Source organism: Leyella stercorea (assembly GCF_021531655.1).
Window position 1 is genome coordinate 141,168 of sequence record NZ_JADYUF010000001.1, and the last position, 19,206, is coordinate 160,373.

14 protein-coding genes are annotated in these 19,206 nt (G+C 43.9%); 4 read left to right on the top strand and 10 right to left on the bottom strand.

Annotated elements, in window-relative coordinates:
- Positions 1 to 239: 239 nt before the first annotated feature.
- The 3 genes from ppdK to I6E49_RS00615 all read right to left on the bottom strand — a co-directional run bounded on the left by ppdK (position 240) and on the right by I6E49_RS00615 (position 6,531).
- Entirely contained in the window at positions 240 to 2,960 is a 2,721-nt protein-coding gene (gene ppdK, locus I6E49_RS00605; RefSeq protein ID WP_235399881.1) for a pyruvate, phosphate dikinase, read from the bottom strand.
- A 171-nt stretch (positions 2,961 to 3,131) separates the two neighbouring features.
- Complete coding sequence (locus tag I6E49_RS00610; RefSeq protein WP_235399877.1) at positions 3,132 to 3,995, bottom strand: ATPase; 864 nt, start codon at positions 3,993 to 3,995, stop codon at positions 3,132 to 3,134.
- 289 nt (positions 3,996 to 4,284) lie between these two features.
- Entirely contained in the window at positions 4,285 to 6,531 is a 2,247-nt protein-coding gene (locus tag I6E49_RS00615) for an inorganic phosphate transporter (protein ID WP_235399874.1), read from the bottom strand.
- A gap of 199 nt (positions 6,532 to 6,730) precedes the next feature.
- Between I6E49_RS00615 and I6E49_RS00620 the strand changes: the two genes are divergently transcribed.
- Together I6E49_RS00620 and I6E49_RS00625 are read left to right on the top strand one after the other, a co-directional pair.
- The gene (locus I6E49_RS00620) at positions 6,731 to 7,453 is read left to right on the top strand and encodes a DUF5932 domain-containing protein (protein ID WP_235399871.1); all 723 of its coding nucleotides are present in this window, start codon (positions 6,731 to 6,733) and stop codon (positions 7,451 to 7,453) included.
- 7 nt (positions 7,454 to 7,460) lie between these two features.
- Positions 7,461 to 8,057 carry a hypothetical protein gene (locus tag I6E49_RS00625; RefSeq protein WP_235399867.1) on the top strand — a complete coding sequence of 199 codons (597 nt, stop codon included), beginning with the start codon at positions 7,461 to 7,463 and terminating at the stop codon, positions 8,055 to 8,057.
- On the opposite strand, the gene I6E49_RS00630 is transcribed toward I6E49_RS00625, so the two are convergent.
- From I6E49_RS00630 to I6E49_RS00640, 3 genes are all read right to left on the bottom strand, one after another.
- Positions 8,050 to 8,586 carry an NUDIX hydrolase gene (locus I6E49_RS00630; RefSeq protein ID WP_235399865.1) on the bottom strand — a complete coding sequence of 179 codons (537 nt, stop codon included), beginning with the start codon at positions 8,584 to 8,586 and terminating at the stop codon, positions 8,050 to 8,052. The genes I6E49_RS00625 and I6E49_RS00630 overlap by 8 nt on opposite strands.
- Before the next feature lie 59 nt (positions 8,587 to 8,645).
- Entirely contained in the window at positions 8,646 to 9,491 is an 846-nt protein-coding gene (gene ispE, locus I6E49_RS00635) for a 4-(cytidine 5'-diphospho)-2-C-methyl-D-erythritol kinase (protein ID WP_235399863.1), read from the bottom strand.
- A 94-nt stretch (positions 9,492 to 9,585) separates the two neighbouring features.
- Entirely contained in the window at positions 9,586 to 11,874 is a 2,289-nt protein-coding gene (locus I6E49_RS00640) for an NADP-dependent malic enzyme (RefSeq protein WP_235399862.1), read from the bottom strand.
- A gap of 203 nt (positions 11,875 to 12,077) precedes the next feature.
- Between I6E49_RS00640 and I6E49_RS00645 the strand changes: the two genes are divergently transcribed.
- Entirely contained in the window at positions 12,078 to 12,704 is a 627-nt protein-coding gene (locus I6E49_RS00645; protein WP_235399861.1) for a TetR/AcrR family transcriptional regulator, read from the top strand.
- A gap of 13 nt (positions 12,705 to 12,717) precedes the next feature.
- Here I6E49_RS00645 and I6E49_RS00650 read toward each other — a convergent pair whose 3' ends face one another.
- The gene (locus tag I6E49_RS00650) at positions 12,718 to 13,635 is read right to left on the bottom strand and encodes a ComEA family DNA-binding protein (RefSeq protein WP_235399860.1); all 918 of its coding nucleotides are present in this window, start codon (positions 13,633 to 13,635) and stop codon (positions 12,718 to 12,720) included.
- Positions 13,636 to 13,821: 186 nt separating this feature from the next.
- On the opposite strand from I6E49_RS00650, the gene I6E49_RS00655 reads away from it, so the two are divergent.
- Complete coding sequence (locus I6E49_RS00655; RefSeq protein WP_235399859.1) at positions 13,822 to 14,628, top strand: DUF4738 domain-containing protein; 807 nt, start codon at positions 13,822 to 13,824, stop codon at positions 14,626 to 14,628.
- A gap of 113 nt (positions 14,629 to 14,741) precedes the next feature.
- On the opposite strand, the gene I6E49_RS00660 is transcribed toward I6E49_RS00655, so the two are convergent.
- From I6E49_RS00660 to I6E49_RS00670, 3 genes are all read right to left on the bottom strand, one after another.
- Positions 14,742 to 15,965, bottom strand: coding sequence for a DUF5103 domain-containing protein (locus tag I6E49_RS00660; RefSeq protein WP_235399858.1), 1,224 nt, complete (start codon positions 15,963 to 15,965; stop codon positions 14,742 to 14,744).
- A 51-nt stretch (positions 15,966 to 16,016) separates the two neighbouring features.
- Positions 16,017 to 18,344, bottom strand: coding sequence for a TonB-dependent receptor (locus I6E49_RS00665; protein WP_235399857.1), 2,328 nt, complete (start codon positions 18,342 to 18,344; stop codon positions 16,017 to 16,019).
- 124 nt (positions 18,345 to 18,468) lie between these two features.
- A complete protein-coding gene (locus I6E49_RS00670) occupies positions 18,469 to 19,185 on the bottom strand; it encodes a DnaJ domain-containing protein (protein WP_235399856.1) in 717 nt (238 codons plus the stop codon).
- Between the last annotated feature and the right edge of the window lie 21 nt (positions 19,186 to 19,206).

Below are 19,206 nucleotides of genomic sequence, written 5' to 3' on the forward strand. Positions count from 1 at the left end.
CAGCTCACCGTTTTTTTTGAACAGAACTCAGTTTACTTTTATGCTTAAATTGTTCTTAGAATCATTCTGAAAGTTGTAAAACATGTGTAAAACATGTCCTTGGAAATTGTAAAACATATGTAAAACATCTATCATCATTTGTGGCATTTCAGTGATACATGCGCTAAAAACGAATTAAGTGGAAAGTCCTCTGTTACAAGGACTTTCCACTTAATTTATTGAGAGTCAAATATTTGCTATTATTCCTCTACTGCAGCCTGGGCCGCAGCAAGTCTGGCTATAGGTACTCTAAACGGAGAGCATGAAGCGTAGTTCATACCAACCTTTGCGCAGAACTTAACTGATGAAGGTTCGCCACCGTGCTCACCGCAGATACCAGTGCGGAGATTAGGACGAGTAGCACGACCATTCTCTACAGCCATCTTGATGAGCTGGCCAACACCTTCCTGATCGAGAACCTGGAACGGGTCAACCTTCAAAATCTTCTTCTCCATGTATGCAGGGAGGAATGAAGCGATGTCGTCACGAGAATAACCGAAGGTCATCTGTGTCAAGTCGTTGGTACCGAATGAGAAGTACTGAGCCTCCTCTGCAATCTTAGCAGCTGTAAGGGCAGCACGCGGAATCTCAATCATTGTACCTACCTCAAACTCAACCTCTACACCATACTCTGCGAATACCTCCTTAGAAGTAGCAAGGATAATAGACTTCTGCTGCTTGAGCTCTTGAACAGTACCGATGAGCGGAACCATAATCTCAGGACGTGGGTTGAAGCCTTCCTTCTTGAGCTGACAAGCTGCGCCGAGGATGGCACGTGTCTGCATAGCTGTGATTTCTGGGAATGTAATACCAAGACGGCAACCACGGTGACCGAGCATTGGGTTATTCTCAGCAAGTGAGTTGACACGCTTCTTGATTTCTGATACGCTTACGCCCATCTCGTTAGCCATAGTCTCCTGACCTGCCTTATCGTGTGGTACGAACTCGTGGAGAGGTGGGTCAAGCAAACGGATGTTTACATGGCAGCCGTCCATAGCCTTAAGGATACCGTAGAAGTCTGCTTTCTGATAGGGGAGGAGTTTGGCAAGAGCTTTTTCGCGACCCTCTACAGAGTCAGCCAAAATCATCTCACGCATAGCTACAATCTTCTGGTCGTCAAAGAACATATGCTCTGTACGTGTCAGACCGATACCCTTGGCACCGAACTGACGAGCCACCTTAGCGTCGTGTGGAGTATCGGCATTGGTACGGATTTCCATCTTTGTATACTTGTCGCAGAGGTCCATAAGCTCCTTGAAATCGCCAGAAAGTTCTGCAGCCTTTGTCTCAATCTGACCAGCGTAAACCTGACCTGTAGTACCGTTCAATGAGATGTAGTCGCCCTCCTTGTAAACAACCCCCTCAATCTCAACAGTCTTAGTCTTGTAGTCGACGTTGATTGAGCCTGCACCTGAAACGCAGCACTTACCCATACCACGAGCAACAACAGCAGCGTGAGAAGTCATACCGCCACGAGCTGTAAGGATACCCTCAGCAGCTGACATACCAGCGAGGTCCTCAGGTGAAGTTTCGATACGAACCATGATTACCTTCTTGCCATCATCGTGCCATTCCTCAGCGTCATCAGCATGGAATACAATCTGACCGCAAGCGGCACCAGGAGAAGCAGGAAGACCCTGTGTGATAACCTTAGCCTTAGAGAGAGCCAACTTGTCGAATACAGGGTGCAAGAGCTCGTCGAGCTTCTGCGGTTCGCAACGAAGGATAGCTGTCTTCTCGTCAATCAGACCCTCGTGGAGGAGATCCATAGCAATCTTAACCATAGCAGTACCTGTACGCTTGCCGTTACGTGTCTGGAGGAACCAAAGCTTGCCCTCCTGAACAGTGAACTCCATATCCTGCATATCGCGATAGTGCTTCTCGAGCTTGTCCTGAAGTGCATCAAGTTCCTTGTAAAGCTCAGGCATAGCTTCCTCCATAGAAGGATAGTTGGCAGCACGCTCTTCTTCAGAGATTCCTGCACGCTCAGCCCAGCGCTGTGAACCAATCTTTGTAATCTGCTGTGGAGTGCGGATACCAGCAACAACGTCCTCGCCCTGAGCGTTAATCAGGTACTCACCATTGAAGAGGTTCTCGCCATTGCCTGCGTCACGGCTGAAGCAAACACCCGTAGCTGATGTCTCGCCCATATTGCCGAATACCATAGCCATAACAGAAACTGCAGTTCCCCACTCGTCAGGAATACCTTCCATCTTACGATAGAGAATAGCACGCTCGTTCATCCAGCTGCGGAATACTGCGCAGATAGCACCCCAAAGCTGCTCCTTTGGATCGGTCGGGAAGTCGTTGCCTGTCTGCTCCTTGATAGCCTTCTTGAAGAGTTCAACGAGTTTCTTGAGTGACTCTACAGAGAGGTCCTTGTCAAGAACAACACCCTGCTCCTCCTTTACTTTCTCTATGATAGCCTCGAATGGGTCAATATCTTCCTTGTTCTCAGGCTTCATACCAAGAACAACGTCACCGTACATCTGTACGAAACGACGATAGCTATCATAAACGAAGTGTGGGTTGCCTGTTTTCTCTACCATACCAGCAGCAACCTCATCATTCAAACCAAGGTTGAGGATGGTGTCCATCATACCCGGCATAGAAGCGCGAGCACCTGAACGTACTGAAACCAAGAGAGGATTTTTAGGATCACCAAACTTGCAATTCATCAGTTCTTCAGTGTGAGCGACTGCAGCATTGACTTCGTCAGCAAGCAACTCAACAATCTTCTGCTGACCTACCTTATAATACTCATTGCAAGTGTCAGTTGTTATTGTAAAACCAGGAGGTACAGGAACACCAATATGGTTCATCTCAGCAAGGTTCGCGCCCTTACCACCGAGTACCTCACGCATTGAAGCATTACCTTCGGCCTGTCCATTACCGAAGGTATAAACTCTTTTTTCGTTCATAAGTTAATTAGGTTTGTTTTATATATTCTATTTTTTATGTTTTTTCTATCTGCAAAGATAATTCCAATTTCGGAATTTTCCAAATAATTTAGCATAAAATGTAATGTCTATGTTGCATTTTTATATGTTCGTTTCTGTTATCGCAAACAAATTCAATAGTTTTTGTAAATGTCATAATGTCATTGTGTAATATTCTATCAATCCGCTCATCGGGCTTTTCAATATCTTTCCGACAGTATATCCATTACTTTCTGCAGCCTTTTGTAATTGTTGGCTATAGTAATATGCAATGCTGCCTATGGCATTAATCACTGGTTTCGCTCCATAGCTTACATATTGTCTCAAATTATTCTTGATGAATTGCTCGAAATTCATTATTACAAGTTGTTCGATGTTGTCGTCATCGATATGTCGTGCAGCAAACTGCGATAGCGATGCCAGAAATCTATTGGGAGCAGGCTGCCTATATACATTATTTATTATATCAGACAATTGAAGTTGTGTTTCTTCCGTAAAACTCTTGCAAAGTTGTTTGGGCAGTAATCCCTTGAATACAGCATTGACAATTAGTTTGCCAAGAGCAGCCCCGCTGCCTTCATCACCTAGAATAAAGCCAAGTGGAGAAGTTTGTAGTGTCATTTTCTGCCCGTCGTACAGACACGAGTTGGAGCCTGTGCCAAGTATGCAAACCAAACCTTCCTCTTTTCCGCATAAGGCGTGGCATGCTGCCATGATGTCGCTTTCTACACTTATTGTTGTATTATTGTGGAAGACTTTCTTCAGCAATTGTTCGATAATGTATTTTTTATCAGCTACGCAGCCTGCACCATAGTAATATATATGGTGTACGTCATGTAGATCAATCTCTTTATGTCTAGACTTGTTGACAAATTCGTCCTCTATCGTTTGCTTGATATCTTCTTGCGACTGTACAACTGGATTGATACCTTTAGTCTGTATTATATGTGTAGTATATTTGTCGTATACGAAGCACCAGTCGGTTTTGGTGCTTCCACTGTCTACAATGAGTATCATATTTTCTATTTTATTTTAAGTATAGATAGTAAATCGCAGCCAAAGTGATGACTACTATTGACGTTAAAACAAGTTTGATAAGGCAACCGGTCACTTTTTTAAAAACCAGGAAACCAAAGACTATAGCTACTATAATGAAAACGTAATAACCAAAATTAGAAGACATAATTTACACTTTTTGTTTTTTTTGCAAAGATACAACAAAAAATCGGTTCGTCCGATTTTCTTTATAAAAAGAAAGAAGGGTATGACCTTTTTGTAGCCATACCCTCCTGAGGATATTATTCTATTAGTTCTCCATAAATTTCTTTGCGGCACGCAACTGATGGCGCATGTTGCTAAGTAGCTGCTGGCTCTCCTGAAGTACGTTCAGATATACGAGCGATACTTTCAAGTTGTTATTGTCTTTAGCTTGCTGGATGCGGTCAATGTGATGCTTTCTCACTACTGAAAGGTTGTCCTTGCATTGGTCGGCCATAGCCAATGTGTCGCGATAGTGCTCGAAACGTGTTGTTGAAATCTGAGCTTCAGTTTGCTGCATTAGATCGTTTATGCTGTTGCGAACTGCCATGAATTCGTCAGCGTAAACCTGTGGCAGTGGATTGAAGTTGTTGTCAACATGCTCCTTGATAGGATCGAGCATACGACGCAAGCAGTATAGGTATTGCTCGGATGAGTTGATGCCCAAATGGAACCATGTGTTACGTTCAATGGCAATATCTGTAGGTACGCGTTTTAGGGCGAGAAGTTCCTGGCGTCTGTACTTTTTCAGAATTTCCATTTCCTTGTCAAGATTAGAAAGCACGTGTCGTAATATCTTAGGACTCTCACTCTCCAATCCGTTGATAATCTCGTTGAACTGGGTTAAGGTGAAACGAGTCATGAAACTTTGTGTGCGAGATACATGCTTCTTGAGCAAGTCCCAAACAATCTCGGGGTCGCGGGTGCGCATCATAAGCTGGAATACCTCCTCCTTGCCTGCCTCCTGCTCCTTGCGCTTATAGTTTCTGTTGCTGCGGATAAGCAGGAAAATCACCAGTCCCATTAACAGAATCTTGGCAAAGGCACCTCCATAGAACATCAACAAGCATACAATGGCACAAGTGGCGAATGCAACACCGGCTGTAATGAACCATCCACCGATTACGCTTATCACACCAGTGACACGGAATACTGCGCTTTCGCGGCTCCAGGCACGGTCGGCCAGAGACGAACCCATTGCAACCATAAATGTCACGTAAGTCGTAGACAGAGGCAATTTATAGTTTGTTCCGATTGTGATAAGCATTGATGCCAGAACAAGATTGATGGCAGCTCTCACTACGTCGAATGCTGCCCCGTCGTTAAGTTCAGCCTCCTGCTTGTTGAAGCGTGAGTCGATCCATCTTCTTAGACCCACAGGCAGGATTTGGGTAAGGCTTGAGCTGGAATCTTGTGTAATTCTTACTACACCACGAGCTACACGTGACGAACCGAACATCTCGTCGCCTTCATCTTGACGACTCAAGTCTACTGATGTCTTGATGACGTTGCGAGCCTTCTTCGATGTTGCCATTGCAATAATCATGATGACACCAGCTGCAAGCAGGAAGAGTGGGGGAGTCTTTGCCGAACCGTTAAGCGAGTGCATCATATAGTTGGTGGCACCTACGGAGTTGGAGTTGGCGACGAAGTCCTGATAAGAGTCGAGACCAGCGAGGGGCACACCGATGAAGTTGACAAGGTCGTTGCCGGCAAAAGCCATAGCAAGGGCGAATGTACCCATAAGCACGATAAACTTGAATACATTTACCTTAAGCAGGTGAATCACCTCCATGATAATAGTCGAACCGATGAATGTATATACAATCAGAGCCGATATGTTGTTTTCAATCCACATCCTTGTGTCTTCAGCGATAAAGCGCGACTTGCCCATTCCTTTAAGAAAAATGAAGTAAGAAAGTGCGGTGAAGGCGATACCGCCAAATATTGCTATTGACCAGCGTGAGTGCTTGCGATAGTTGAATGTAAACACGATACGTGATAGCCACTGTACAACGATACCGAAGACGAATGCAATGGCAACGCTTACAAAGATAGCAACGATTACGCTCAATGCTTTATCTGTATTGAGCAGGTCACCGAATGAGAGCGAAGGATCGCCTACAATCTTGATGGCAGCTAAAATGAATGTTCCGCCTAACAGCTCAAACACAAGCGATACTGTTGTTGATGTAGGCATTCCTAATGAGTTGAAGATATCAAGAATAATTACATCCGTAACCATTACGGCAAGGAAGATTGTCATTACGTCGTAGAATGAGAAGTTGGAAGGTTGCATGATTCCGTGTCTTGCAACGTCCATCATTCCCGATGACATAACTGCACCTATGGCCACACCAGCTGATGCTACTATTAATACTGTCCGAAACTTGGCCACCTTGGCACCTATTGCACTGTTTAAAAAATTCACGGCATCGTTGCTGACTCCGACAAAAAGGTCGAATATAGCCAGACACAGCAAGAATGCCACAATAACGAGATACATTGTTTCCATATTGCTTTTTATAGTATGAATGGGTTTGTTTTGTATTTTTTTACGCTGCAAAATTATAATTGCAATATTACACGTGGTTTAAACACATATTACAATCATGTTACAAATTCTATTTGGAGTTAATGTCTGTTAATAATTTCTGCTAAAGTATTGTACTTTGGCAATAACATCGTAATTTAGTGAAGCAATAATAATAACAATGGAAAGATTTAAAGTTATCATAGTAGAAGACGTGCCTTTAGAACTTAAAGGTACTGAAGGTATTCTGCATAATGAAATGCCTGAGGCAGACGTCATAGCAACAGCCGATTCGGAAGAAGAATTTTGGAAACAGTTTCGTCAGAACAAGCCCGATTTGGTATTGCTTGACTTAGGACTTGGTGGCAGCACAACTGTAGGCGTGGAAATATGCCGTAAACTGAAAAACGAGCATCCGGAAATGAAGGTGCTTATCTTCACCGGCGAAATACTGAATGAGCGTTTGTGGGTTGATGCAATTGATGCCGGATGCAATGGTATAATACTCAAGAGCGGCGAAATGCTCACCCGTAGCGACATAGTACGAGTATTGGAAGGAAAGAAATATGTATTCAACCAGCCTATTTTAGAAAAGGTGGTTGAACGCTTCTGCGAGTCGGTACGTAATGTTATGCAGCACAATGATGCCATGATACGTTATGAGATTGACGAGTATGACGAGCGCTTTTTGCGACATCTTGCCCTTGGCTATACTAAAGAACAAATCTCCAATCTGCGAACAATGCCTTTTGGAGTTAAGAGTCTGGAGAAACGCCAGAACGAACTTGTACAGAAGTTGTTCCCTAATGGCAATCAAGGAATGGGCATAAATGCCACCCGGCTTGTGGTAAAGGCATTTGAGCTTCAAATACTTGATGTGCAGAATCTTTATGCCGATGAGTAGAAGGCTGATGACTATAATATCGGCTTACACATGCTTGGTACTTTTCGTTTTGCAGATAGCGGTGGTGATGGGTTCATGGGTGGCATCAGTGCTTTATCCTGAACTTGCAATACGTTCGATGTTTGTAGGCGAAAGCGTAAGATGGTTTTGGAGCACTTTGGCCGACAATATGTCGTCCACAATATTGGTATGGCTTCTATTGTCGGGTGCGATGACTGAACTGTTTGTGGGTGGCGGATTGTCCAAAGCTATTGTTTCCTATAAGCAAACAACAGATTATGAACGGATGGCTCTGATGGTTGTGGCTTGGGAATTAGTGGCTATGTTTATAGTGCTTTTCTTGCTTGCTTTTGTTCCGCATGCCGTATTGCTTAGCGCACTTGGTACGATTACGCCTAATTCTTATTTGGACAGTTTCGTTATAATGCTCATACTAGGAGTGTGCATAATGTCGTTGACTTACGGTATGGTTACAGGTCGGTACGCATCGTTTGTAGATGCTTATGGTGCTGCCGCATCAGGTGTAGCTACGACAGCACCATTGGTTATTGTGTATTTATTGGCTGCAGAATTGTACTGCTCGGTTGTTTGGGTATTTACTTAATATCGAGTTTGTCAAAGATAAGTCCTTTTTGCAACACTTTGGCAAACTCGTTCTCGAAGTTTGGGGTAAATACCGAGTTGCCGATATTCTCGACTATCTCGTTGACTGACCAATAACGTCCGCCATCAAGTTCTTCTGTGCTTGGATGTATCGGTTCATCGTAAATGGTGCAAAACACATTGACAAGTTCTTTCTCAACAAGGCTTTCAAATACGTACGATTTTATGAATACGGGGGTGAATTGTTTTATGCCCAGTTCTTCAGATACCTCACGTCGTAAAGCCTCATCAATAGTCTCGCCATAGTCAACGTGTCCACCGCATGCTGTGTCCCATTTGCCTGGCTGTATGTCTTTCCATTCAGGACGCTTTTGCAGATAAAGTCCTTTAGAACGGTTGAAGACATGCAGATGAACAACTGGGTGAAGTAGTTTTGAACCATTGTGTGCTTCGCCCCTTGAAATTCGGCCTATAACATTTCCGCTTTCGTCTACGTGTGGGAAACATTCATTGCTATTGTCCTTTTTCATATTTACTTAACCTTCTTTCGCTCTTATGTTTTTCAACTTTCTTATTGCTTTTAAGCTAATTACAAACTGAGAATGTAGATCTTGCTTCCGACGAAAGTTTTGTGAATAGAGTCGTTGCAAGGCTTAGTTTTGAATATTCCGAAAATAGAGCTGCCGCTTCCACTCATCTGAGCATATGCCGCTCCTGCTTCATATAGTTTGTTTTTTATGGTCTGTAATTCGGGATATTGGGCAAATACGCTATCTTCGAAATCGTTGGTCAGCAATCCCTTCCATTCTTCTATTGGCATAGCTACAATTTCACGGCACGACACCTTGGGCATATGTGGAGTAATTCCTGCAAAGGCCTCCTTGGTAGATACGGACACTTGTGGCTTTACTATCACAAGTGTGTAGCCGCTTAATGCGTTGTCAGTGATTTCTACAGGCGACAGAATCTCGCCAATACCCTCGGCATAGGCAGGTTCGGCATTGATGAAGAAAGGACAGTCAGCACCCAAGCGTGCAGCATACTTCTCCAGTTCGGCATTACCTGCGTTGATGCGAAAACGCTGGTCGAGCAACTTCAGCATAAAAGCAGCATCGCTCGAACCTCCTCCGAGTCCGGCCTGGCTCGGTATTCGTTTGTACAGGTGTGTATGAATACGCGGTATTTCATAGTCGGCTGCCAGCATATTGTAGGCTTTCACTACAAGATTGTCAGCCTCGTTGCAGCATATTCCGTCGCCACTTACCTTAAGGTCGCAATTTGTATCTGATGGGAACAGCTCGCTCATTGTCTTTATCTCCAATGCATCACAAAGCTGTACTGGCAGGAAAACAGTCTGCAGATTGTGGTAACCATCGTTTCGTTTCTCGACAATATTTAGTCCGAGATTTATTTTTGCACAAGGAAAATCAATCATATTATATAAGGTGTATTTAGGGATAAATGCAAGAGGGGATGTGCTCACACATTCATTGCATGAAGCATATCCCCTCAGGTTTTTGGTAAATATATTATTTTTCTTTCTTTATCTTGTCAACGTAAGCATCGATTACAGCCACAGCTGTGATGTTGACAATGTCGCGTACCGAACTTTCGAAGTCGGTGAAGTGGATAGGCTTGTTGAGACCCATCTGAATCGGACCGATGATTTCGGCGTCAGGATCCAATGCCTGCAACAATTTGTAGCTACCCTGAGCACTGCTCATATTGGGGAATACAAGAGTGTTTACATCCAGTCCCTTCAGGCGTGTGAACGGATACTTGCCGTCACGAAGCTGCTTGTTGAGAGCGAAATTAACCTGCATCTCACCATCGATGACCATATCGGGATAACGTGATTGCAATGTTTCTACAGCGTTATGAACCTTCACGGGGCTGCCAATTTCGTCTGTACCAAAGTTAGAGTAGCTAATCATAGCAATGTGTGGCTCCTCGTTGAAGAACTGAACTGTATTGGCCGAAAGACGTGCAATGTCGATAAGTATGTTCTCGTCCGGATGGCGGTTGATGAGTGTATCCGAGAGGAAGAACACGCCCTTCTTGGTGTTGAGGATATGCATTGTGGCGAATGTATTGAATTCGGGACGTATACCGATAACCTCCTTTGCCACCTTGATTGTGTTTGAGTATTTGGTATACAAGCCGGTAATGAATGCGTCTGCGTCGCCAGTTTCAACCATCATCATACCGAAGTAGTTGCGCTCGTACATCTTGTCATAAGCCTCCTCGAATGTGTAACCTTGACGAGCACGCTTCTTTGCCAGATGTTTGGCATATGTAGCACGTCTGCCCTGTTCCTGATCGGCACGCATATCAATCAACTCAATACCATCAAGATTAAGCTTCAAACGCTCTGCAACACGGCGCAAGCGGTCGGGGTTGCCCAATAGAATAGGGTAGCAGAAGCCTTCGGTCTTGGCCTGTACTGCAGCTTTCATCATTGAAGGATGGGCACCCTCGGCAAATACTACACGCTGTGGGTGCATGCGTGCTGTATCATGCAGATTGCGTGTGAGCTTGGTTTCCTGACCGAGCAGCTCCATAAGGTTCTTCTTGTACGAATCCCAGTCGGTTATGGTCTTTCTTGCAACTCCACTTTCGATAGCTGCCTTTGCCACAGCAGCACTAACCTCTGTGATAAGACGCGGGTCGACAGGTTTCGGAATGAAATACTTAGGTCCGAAGCTAAGGTCGTTGACATGGTAAACCTCATTTACGATATCGGGAACAGGCTGCTTAGCCAAGTCGGCAATAGCATGTACGGCAGCCATCTTCATCTCCTCGTTGATAGCCTTGGCATGAACGTCAAGAGCACCGCGGAAGATGTATGGGAAACCGATAACGTTGTTAATCTGGTTGGGATAGTCGCTACGACCTGTTGACATGAGCACGTCAGGACGGCTTGCCATAGCGTCCTCATAGCTGATTTCTGGTACGGGGTTGGCAAGAGCAAACACGATAGGCGAATCAGACATTGAGCGTATCATATCCTGCGAAAGCACGTTGCCCTTTGACAGACCTACGAATACATCGGCACCTTTGATAGCCTCCTCAAGAGTGTGGATGTCAGTTCGGTGAGTGGCGAACATCTGCTTCTGTGTGGTAAGGTTGGGACGGTCGGCTGTGATAACGCCTTTAGAGTCGAGCATTACGATATTCTCAATCTTCGCGCCCAAAGCCACATAAAGCTTTGTACAGCTTATGGCGGCAGCACCTGCACCATTCACAACGATGTGCACATTTGCAATGTCCTTGCCAGCAACTTCAAGAGCATTCTTCAATCCTGCAGCCGATATGATGGCAGTACCATGCTGGTCGTCGTGCATAACCGGAATGTCGAGAGTCTTCTTCAGACGTTCTTCAATATAGAAGCATTCTGGTGCCTTGATGTCCTCAAGGTTGATACCACCAAAAGTAGGAGCGATCTTCTCTACAGCCTCACAGAACTTCTCTGGGTCTTTCTCGTCGACCTCTATGTCAAACACATCGATGCCTCCGTAAATCTTAAACAGAAGTCCCTTGCCTTCCATTACTGGCTTGCCACTCATGGCACCAATGTCGCCAAGGCCAAGTACTGCAGTACCATTTGATATCACAGCAACAAGGTTGCCTTTATCGGTGTACTTGTACACATCGTCAGGATTGCTCTGGATTTCCAAGCATGGGAAAGCCACTCCAGGAGAATATGCAAGACTAAGGTCGGTTTGGGTGTGGTAAGGTTTTGTCGGCTTGACTTCAATCTTGCCAGGACGACCGCTTTGGTGATATTCCAAAGCGTTTTCTTTTGTAATTTTTACCATTTTTATTCTGTTTTTATTGTTTTATGTGCATTTTTTACAAATTACTAATATTAACTTATAATACGATACAAAAGTAACTAAAAACAAGAAAATATACAACTTTATTGGTGTTTTTATTTAGAAAACTTTGAACCAATCGAAAGTTTTTGTAACTTTGCATCGCTTTAAATATACACATAAAAATATACTGATAAAACATACAGATGCATAAAGACAATTTACAGACCAACTACCGTATGGAGCTGCCTGCCAAAATAATGCATGTTGCTATGCGTGAGTTCAGACGTTGCGGGGTCAAGGCTGTCAAAATGGATGATATAGCGAGCCGCCTGAGCATATCGAAGCGTACTTTATATGAAATATTTTCCAATAAGGAAGAATTGCTTTTGGAATGTGTCCGTATGCAAGAGGAGGCATTTGAAAAGCATATGATAGAATTCAGCAATGACAATAGCCACAGTTCAATTGACATTATCCTCGAGTTCTACAGATTTCAGATGCAAAATGTCAGTGACGTGTCTCCGGTTTTCTATCAAGAACTATCAAAGTATGGACATGTGATGGAGTATCTCAACCAGAAACGCATTAAGCGTAATGCCAATGCCAATGAGTTTTTTGCGCGTGCTGTGAGTGAGGGTCATTTCCGTAAGGATGTCGATTTTGACATCGTGTCGCAGATAGGTGCAGCTTCAATGGAGTATGCTATGAAGACTGAAATGTATGAAAAATATGGAATGAAAGATTTATTGCACAACATTTTGTTCCTATTCCTGCGTGGCTTATGCACAGCTGAAGGTATTGCTCTGCTTGACTCGTCTATAGTCGAGTAGGGGCTATCTGGGTTTAGTATGTCACATAAGGTTCTATTCTTTTGAGATCTTCTTGTGAGAATTCTTTCATTAGATGCAGTTCGTTTATGGATTTAATCATACCATGCAACCGACGGTAGTTGACGATAGCACTTGCTTGATAATAATTAATGTATGGATGATGCTTGATCTGTGCGAGAGAACTCTTGTTAATGTTTATTTTCTTGATATTGTCGCTGTCGATATTTATGTAGGCTATAGCCTTGGCAGGAAAATCATCAATTTCTAACAGTTGTTCTTTCGAAACGTATCCACCGAGACGTGTGCGGTAGTCTACTATGCGTCGGGCGTAGTAGCTGCCTATTCCAGGAATCTTCTTCAGTTCGGTTGTGTCTGAGCTGTTTATCTTCAATGTCTCGCCATCCTTTATCTTGGGTGTGTACCCTTTCTCCTTAAAGTTGTATTCAATAGAGTGATTATGGTATTGGGCTCTTTGGCTGTATGTACGCTGCCTGCCATTTCTGACTTCGGTCAATGACGAGGCTGGAAGATAGTCACTTGAGATGTGTATGTATGGAGCCAAACGCTTGTAGTCCTTGGCTGTCAGACCATAGACGTAGGCAAAGTCTTCCTTGCATTGGTATACGCCACCACGAGCGCGGAATTTGTAAATGTTGCGAACCTGCCATGGTTGTAGTCCAAGACGCAGCAGTTGTGTGCTGTCGGCTGTATTGGGATCGAAGCAGAACGTTTCTACTTTGCGTGTAGGCACGGCATATGCGTCGGCAGTTTCTTCCTTATGTTGTGATGGGTTCTTATGTAGAGTGGTGTCAGCAGAATTGTTGACAATATCATTGCTGTATTCCGTATCAGCGAAATAGCCTGTAAGAACGGCAAAGATAACAAACAGGCTCAAAAGGAACAGCAAGCCTCTTCTGTCAGATTTATGCATAATATATAGTTTAAGGTATTACTAGTTTTGGCACAAAGATAGTAAATGTAATGGTTCGTTGCAAGATTATCATCAAAAAGAATAAAGATTTATAATAAAATAAAGCCTAATGTTTTGCTGTTTTGAGCTAAAGCATTACCTTTGTGTGCAAATTATTAACATCCGTCTTCATTAGAGGCAATAAGCATGATTACAAACAATAGTGTAAAAATATTAAGTTTCATCTTAGGTTTCTTCCTTGTTTTAGGATGCAACTCACGTAATAACAAAACATCAGAAGCAGCAGAAGATCTTGTAGCAAAGAAGAATCTTCAAGGTATATGGCTTGATGACGAGGACGAGGATGTCGTCTTTCGCATAAAGGGTGATACCGTCTATTTTCCAGACTCTACAAGTATGCCAGCTTATTTCCGTATCGAGAAGGACTCGTTTATAATTGTAGGCGGCAACACTATTAGCTATCATATTGTGAAGCAGACGCCCCACCTGTTTATATTTGTCAACCAGAATGGCGAGAAGGTAAAGCTGTGCAAGACAAGTGACAAATCTTATTTGGACATGTTTGCTGCCAAGACGGTGTTGACAATCAATCAAAATAAGGTTGTTAAGCGCGATACTGTTTTCTTTAATAATAATGACAAGTATCATTGCTACGTTCAGGTAAACCCTACTACTTATAAGGTAGCCAAGAGCTCGTGCAATGAGGATGGTGTAGAGGTGGACAATGTATATTACGACAATATTGTCAATCTTAATGTCTACAAAGGAGCCAATAAGCTTTATTCAAACGATATGCGTAAGGAATGCTTCAAAAATGAAGTGCCAAGCCAGTTCCTGCGTCAGGCTGTATTCAGCGATATGACATTCGACAAGGCGGATAGTGAGGGAATACATTTCTTTGCTGTTCTTGCTATTCCTGAAACCTCCATAAGCTATTATGTAGAAACTGTTGTCACTTACGACGGTAAGGTTTTCTTCAGAATAAAGAAGTAAATATAAGAATGAAAGAATGATGGCAAAGTAATATAATAATACTTGACCAAGTAATATATATTACTTTGCCATTTAATATATATTACTTTGCCATTTGATATATATTACTTTTTTTACCTTGTTTTGATATTCTTATAGCCCACAAGCTGGTCAGCCCTTTGTCCGAACTGTCGGTAATATACGAGTATCTGGTATTCATTTTCTGTCTGATGGAAATTACCTTCATCTGTCAATGGCAATACCGTAGAACCGTCAAGGGTAGTTGTAATATATCGGTATGAATAGTAGCCTTGCTTCAACAGCGCATACGCTTCATATCGTTTTGCATCGTCATTGTATTCCATCTTAATGCCGTGCTTGCCCATAATGCTTGTCCATACTCCATTAATGTAAACCGGACCAGGCTGCTTTTGGATGCTTAATGCAAACTTCACATTGACATAGTCAGAAGCAATGTCGTTCTCTACGTTGTCGCTATTGCGAATGTAGAAATGTCCGTTGGCATCTTCGTCGTATATATAATTACGTCGTGGCTCATCGGTCCATAGGTCGGCACAATAATTGGTGCCATCCCAATACATTGACTCCACACCCATAGAAGGACGCTCAACGTCAAGAATCTCAAACTTGCGGTATTCGTTGCCACCATCGAAAATCAGTTCGCGGTTGTGGCTGAATATCATCTTATTTGAGAGCACAGTCTGAGGCTTGGTGTTGTAACGGGCTGTGCTCCATACACCGTTTTGCATTATTATTGTCGTTAGCTCTTTTTCGGGATTGGATATTCTTAATCCTGAAAAGTCCACGCTGCCTGACACTTGTTGGTGGGTTGCATTTGCGTCAATATCGGTATTTGACGATACGCTTGCTTCAATTTTTACAAATGGATCTACCACCATAAAATGAGCATATAGAATGGTGTCCTTATCGTTGTCGTCATAAACAGCGAGCCTATAGTTGCCGCTCATATTCAGCCGGCATCGTTCGTTGGGTATTGACAGTTCGTAATGGGTGTATATGCTATTGGTATTGACCGACTTTGTGTAGCTGTCAATAACGTCGCCATCGGCAAATCCGTCGCAGAAGTCAGTGTCGAAAATGCCTTCTGATGCTGACCAGTCGGCTTCGCAATGCTGTAATTTATAGACATATCTGTGATAGTCGTGTGTAAGGTCGTCAAAATGGATATTTATCGGAGTGCCGTCCTTTATGTTGATTATAGGCATAGAAAGCCACCTATTGCCGGCAACGACCTGCAACGAGGCAATGTTTTTGGATAACACAACATCCCTTTGGGCAGTGGCTGTCGTGCTGAAGCACACGACCAGCCCTGCCATTAATAGTCTTATGGGTATGCTTGACAACATATCTGTCAAAATAAATATAGATTATAAATCAACTGAAACTTTGAAATTCAACTGACGACCAGTCAGATAATTGGGTACCGCATATTGTTGTGCGGTGACGTCGGTGACCCAGTAGTAGGAGTTGACATTGCTTATGCCCAACAGATTGAGACACTCTATGCCCAGCCATACATTGCGCAGCGGATTAAGCTTGCTGTTATGACAGGTGTTGTCAATAAGCCGGTAGCTGAGTCCCATATCCACACGCTTGTAGGCAGGAGCACGAAACGAGTTGGTCTCCAGTTCCTGATGTGGAGCCGAGAAAGGCAGGCCGTCGGCATAAGCCAGTTTTAATGACATCTTCCAACGTTGTGTTCCGGGGAAATAGTCGGTAAAGAACAGGCTTACGGCAAACCGCTGGTCAGTGGGAAGCGGTATCGATTTGTTGTTGAGTTTCATACTTGTGTCCATCAACGAGAACGACAGCCACGAGTCGGCTCCGGGCACGAATTCTCCATAGAGTTTCATGTCAAGTCCGGCAGCGTGTCCGGAACATTCATTGCCTCCATAGTATACTACCTTGACGTTGTTGACACTATAAGGGATAAGATTGCCGAGAATCTTGTAGTAAGCCTCTGCCGAAAAACGAAATTGTCGGTTGTTTATCTTGAAACGATAGTCGTAACCGGCAATAAGATGGATGGAGCGTTGGCTCTTAGCCTTGCGGTTGAGTGTGGCATATGTCACACCATTGACGGTAGATGTGTCGCGTATCTCTTTAAAGAAAGGCGACTGATAGTAAAGTCCTGTAGCAAGTCGCATGGTTACATTCTCGTTGAAAGCCGGAATTATGCCGAGTGAGACGCGCGGACTTAATATCGTCTCCTTATTGTAGCTCCAATGGGCAATGCGTACACCGTAATTGAGAGTGTAAAGAGTCTTCTTGCCTGCGCTGGCAAAGCGATAAGTGTCCTGGATGTAGGCCTCCATGCGTCGTGCACTAAGCGAATTTTTGGCACGCATACTGTAAATCATCTTGAGGTCGCTGCCTGTGTGCGGAATATTGTAATTGCTTGAGTCGCGCATCTCATACTCGGCCGAATTCTCGGTGATGTGTTCGTTCTTTATGGTGAAAGCGGCTTCAATGTCGTGCTTTTTCGCCTTAGTGTTGAACATCATCTTCAGGCTTTCAACATGAGCATCGAGATAGTTGCGAGCGTGCTGGAAGAATGTGCCGACACCGAGATTTTCACTTGTCTCGGTTTGTGTAAGCCAGTATTGTCCCTGAATGTCGTAACGTTCCTGTTCGTGGGTCTTGAATGCCGAAGCCATCAGCGACACTTTTGTTGCGTTGCAAATCTTGTATGTCAATCCAGCCGAGCCGAAATAAGTACGGAAGACATCTTTCTCCTGTCCGTCAAAAAATACGCGAAAAGACTTTACGTCTTCGCTCGTTCCGAATCTGGTTTCGCGGTCTTCGGGATAGAAGTTATAGTTGTTGTTTGAGATATTGCCCAATATGTTTATCTCCCAACGCTTGTTGGGCTTGAGTGTAAGAAAAGTCTGGTAGTCGACGAAGGTGGGGCGGTATTCGCCCTTAGTGTCCAATGAACCAAGCAGATTGCGTGTTGTCTTGTATCTCACGCTGTTGCTCCATGCAAATTTCTTATTGCCGTAGTCTACATAAATACCGTCGCCCAGCAGACTTGCATAGGCTGACGCTTCTAATCTTGAAGGTTGGCGGTATGTTATATTAAGGGCCGATGACATTTTGTCGCCATATCGTACCTCGTATCCTCCTGTAGAAAACTCTATCTTTTCAACCATCTCGGGATTGATGATAGAGATGCCTTCCTGCTGTCCGCTTCTAACCAGGAACGGACGGTATATTTCCACATTATTTATATATACGCTATTCTCGTCGAACGAACCGCCTCGTACGTTATACTTCGAAGACAATTCGTTATGAGTAGACACGCCAGCCTGACCCTGCAACATTTCCTCAACAGCATTGCCGCTAACTGACGGCATGTTCTTGATATCGTCTTTCTTAAGCTGCTGCATCTGTCCGGTCTGGATTTTTGTACCAGTCACGGTCACTCCTTCTATCTCTCCTACATTGCTGTAAAGAACGGTCTGCAGCGTCTGCTTACCGCGTGGTTTTCTGAGTATTCTCGTCTTGGTGCGATAGCCAATCATTGAGAAGCGTATCTCTACCGAGTCGGCTGAGTGAAGTTGCAGGGTATATTCGCCCTTCAATGATGTCATTGTCATTTTGCCTTGTTTGGCACATGATACTGTGGCAAATTCTATAGGATTATTGCTCTCGTCGATGACGCGTCCGTGTAGGGTGAATGATTGCGCCTGCATAATGGCAGGTGCAAAAAAAACAAGGACGTTTATTAGTATGAATAGAATTTTCTTATTTTTCATACTTAATAAACGTCCTTGTAAAACTATTATTGCCTTAATGCCTTATTAAAAATGCAGTCGTTTAGATAGAGTCGCGCATTTGCATGAGGCATTGTTTCTGTTTGTCTGTCAAGTTGGTAGGCAGTTTCACGTTGTAAGTTATGATGAGGTCGCCCATTGTGCCGTCTCCTCGGTCGTAGCCTTTGCCACGCAAACGTACCTTTGTGCCGTTCTGTGTCTCGGGTTTAACCTTAAGCTTGATTTTCGAACCGTTGCCCAGTTGGATTATCACCTCGCCGCCAAGCAGCGCAGTATAGAGGTCGATGTTGACGTTGGCGGTCATCTCACCGCTGTTCTGCCGCATTGTGCTGCGTGAGCGTGAAGTACGGCTTCTGCCTGCTTTTGACCCGAATAGGTCTTGAAAGAAACTTGAGAAACCACTTCCCTCAGTTCCGAATCCCGAGAAGTCGAATCCTTCGAATGGGGAACCTCCACCAGTTCCTGTGTTAGAACTCCAATAGTAGCTGCCGTTGTCATTGCCTGCTGCACCGCCATTTTGTGCAAAAGCGTCAGCCTCTCGCCATTTCTCGCCATACTGATCGTATTTCTTACGCTTTTCAGGGTCGGATATTACGTCGTAGGCTTCATTCAGAGCCTGGAACTTTGCCTTTGCCTTAGGGTCGTTTGGATGCAAGTCTGGATGGAACAATTTGGCACGCTTGCGATAGGCTTCGCGTACTTGATCTTGAGGTATGTTGCGGTCAACTCCAAGAATCTTATAGTAGTCAATAAATGCCATAATGAATATCTCCTTTCTTTA

Excerpts from the sequence above, each read along its gene's own strand:
- I6E49_RS00620 (WP_235399871.1), top strand. The coding sequence starts at position 6,731 with ATGGAAAGATTTAAAGTTATCATAGTAGAAGACGTGCCTTTAGAACTT.
- ispE (WP_235399863.1), bottom strand. The coding sequence starts at position 9,491 with ATGATTGATTTTCCTTGTGCAAAAATAAATCTCGGACTAAATATTGTC.
- ppdK (WP_235399881.1), bottom strand. The coding sequence starts at position 2,960 with ATGAACGAAAAAAGAGTTTATACCTTCGGTAATGGACAGGCCGAAGGT.
- I6E49_RS00640 (WP_235399862.1), bottom strand. The coding sequence starts at position 11,874 with ATGGTAAAAATTACAAAAGAAAACGCTTTGGAATATCACCAAAGCGGT.
- I6E49_RS00650 (WP_235399860.1), bottom strand. The coding sequence starts at position 13,635 with ATGCATAAATCTGACAGAAGAGGCTTGCTGTTCCTTTTGAGCCTGTTT.
- I6E49_RS00610 (WP_235399877.1), bottom strand. The coding sequence starts at position 3,995 with ATGATACTCATTGTAGACAGTGGAAGCACCAAAACCGACTGGTGCTTC.
- I6E49_RS00660 (WP_235399858.1), bottom strand. The coding sequence starts at position 15,965 with ATGGCAGGGCTGGTCGTGTGCTTCAGCACGACAGCCACTGCCCAAAGG.
- I6E49_RS00645 (WP_235399861.1), top strand. The coding sequence starts at position 12,078 with ATGCATAAAGACAATTTACAGACCAACTACCGTATGGAGCTGCCTGCC.
- I6E49_RS00655 (WP_235399859.1), top strand. The coding sequence starts at position 13,822 with ATGATTACAAACAATAGTGTAAAAATATTAAGTTTCATCTTAGGTTTC.
- I6E49_RS00670 (WP_235399856.1), bottom strand. The coding sequence starts at position 19,185 with ATGGCATTTATTGACTACTATAAGATTCTTGGAGTTGACCGCAACATA.
- I6E49_RS00625 (WP_235399867.1), top strand. The coding sequence starts at position 7,461 with ATGACTATAATATCGGCTTACACATGCTTGGTACTTTTCGTTTTGCAG.
- I6E49_RS00630 (WP_235399865.1), bottom strand. The coding sequence starts at position 8,586 with ATGAAAAAGGACAATAGCAATGAATGTTTCCCACACGTAGACGAAAGC.
- I6E49_RS00615 (WP_235399874.1), bottom strand. The coding sequence starts at position 6,531 with ATGGAAACAATGTATCTCGTTATTGTGGCATTCTTGCTGTGTCTGGCT.
- I6E49_RS00665 (WP_235399857.1), bottom strand. The coding sequence starts at position 18,344 with ATGCAGGCGCAATCATTCACCCTACACGGACGCGTCATCGACGAGAGC.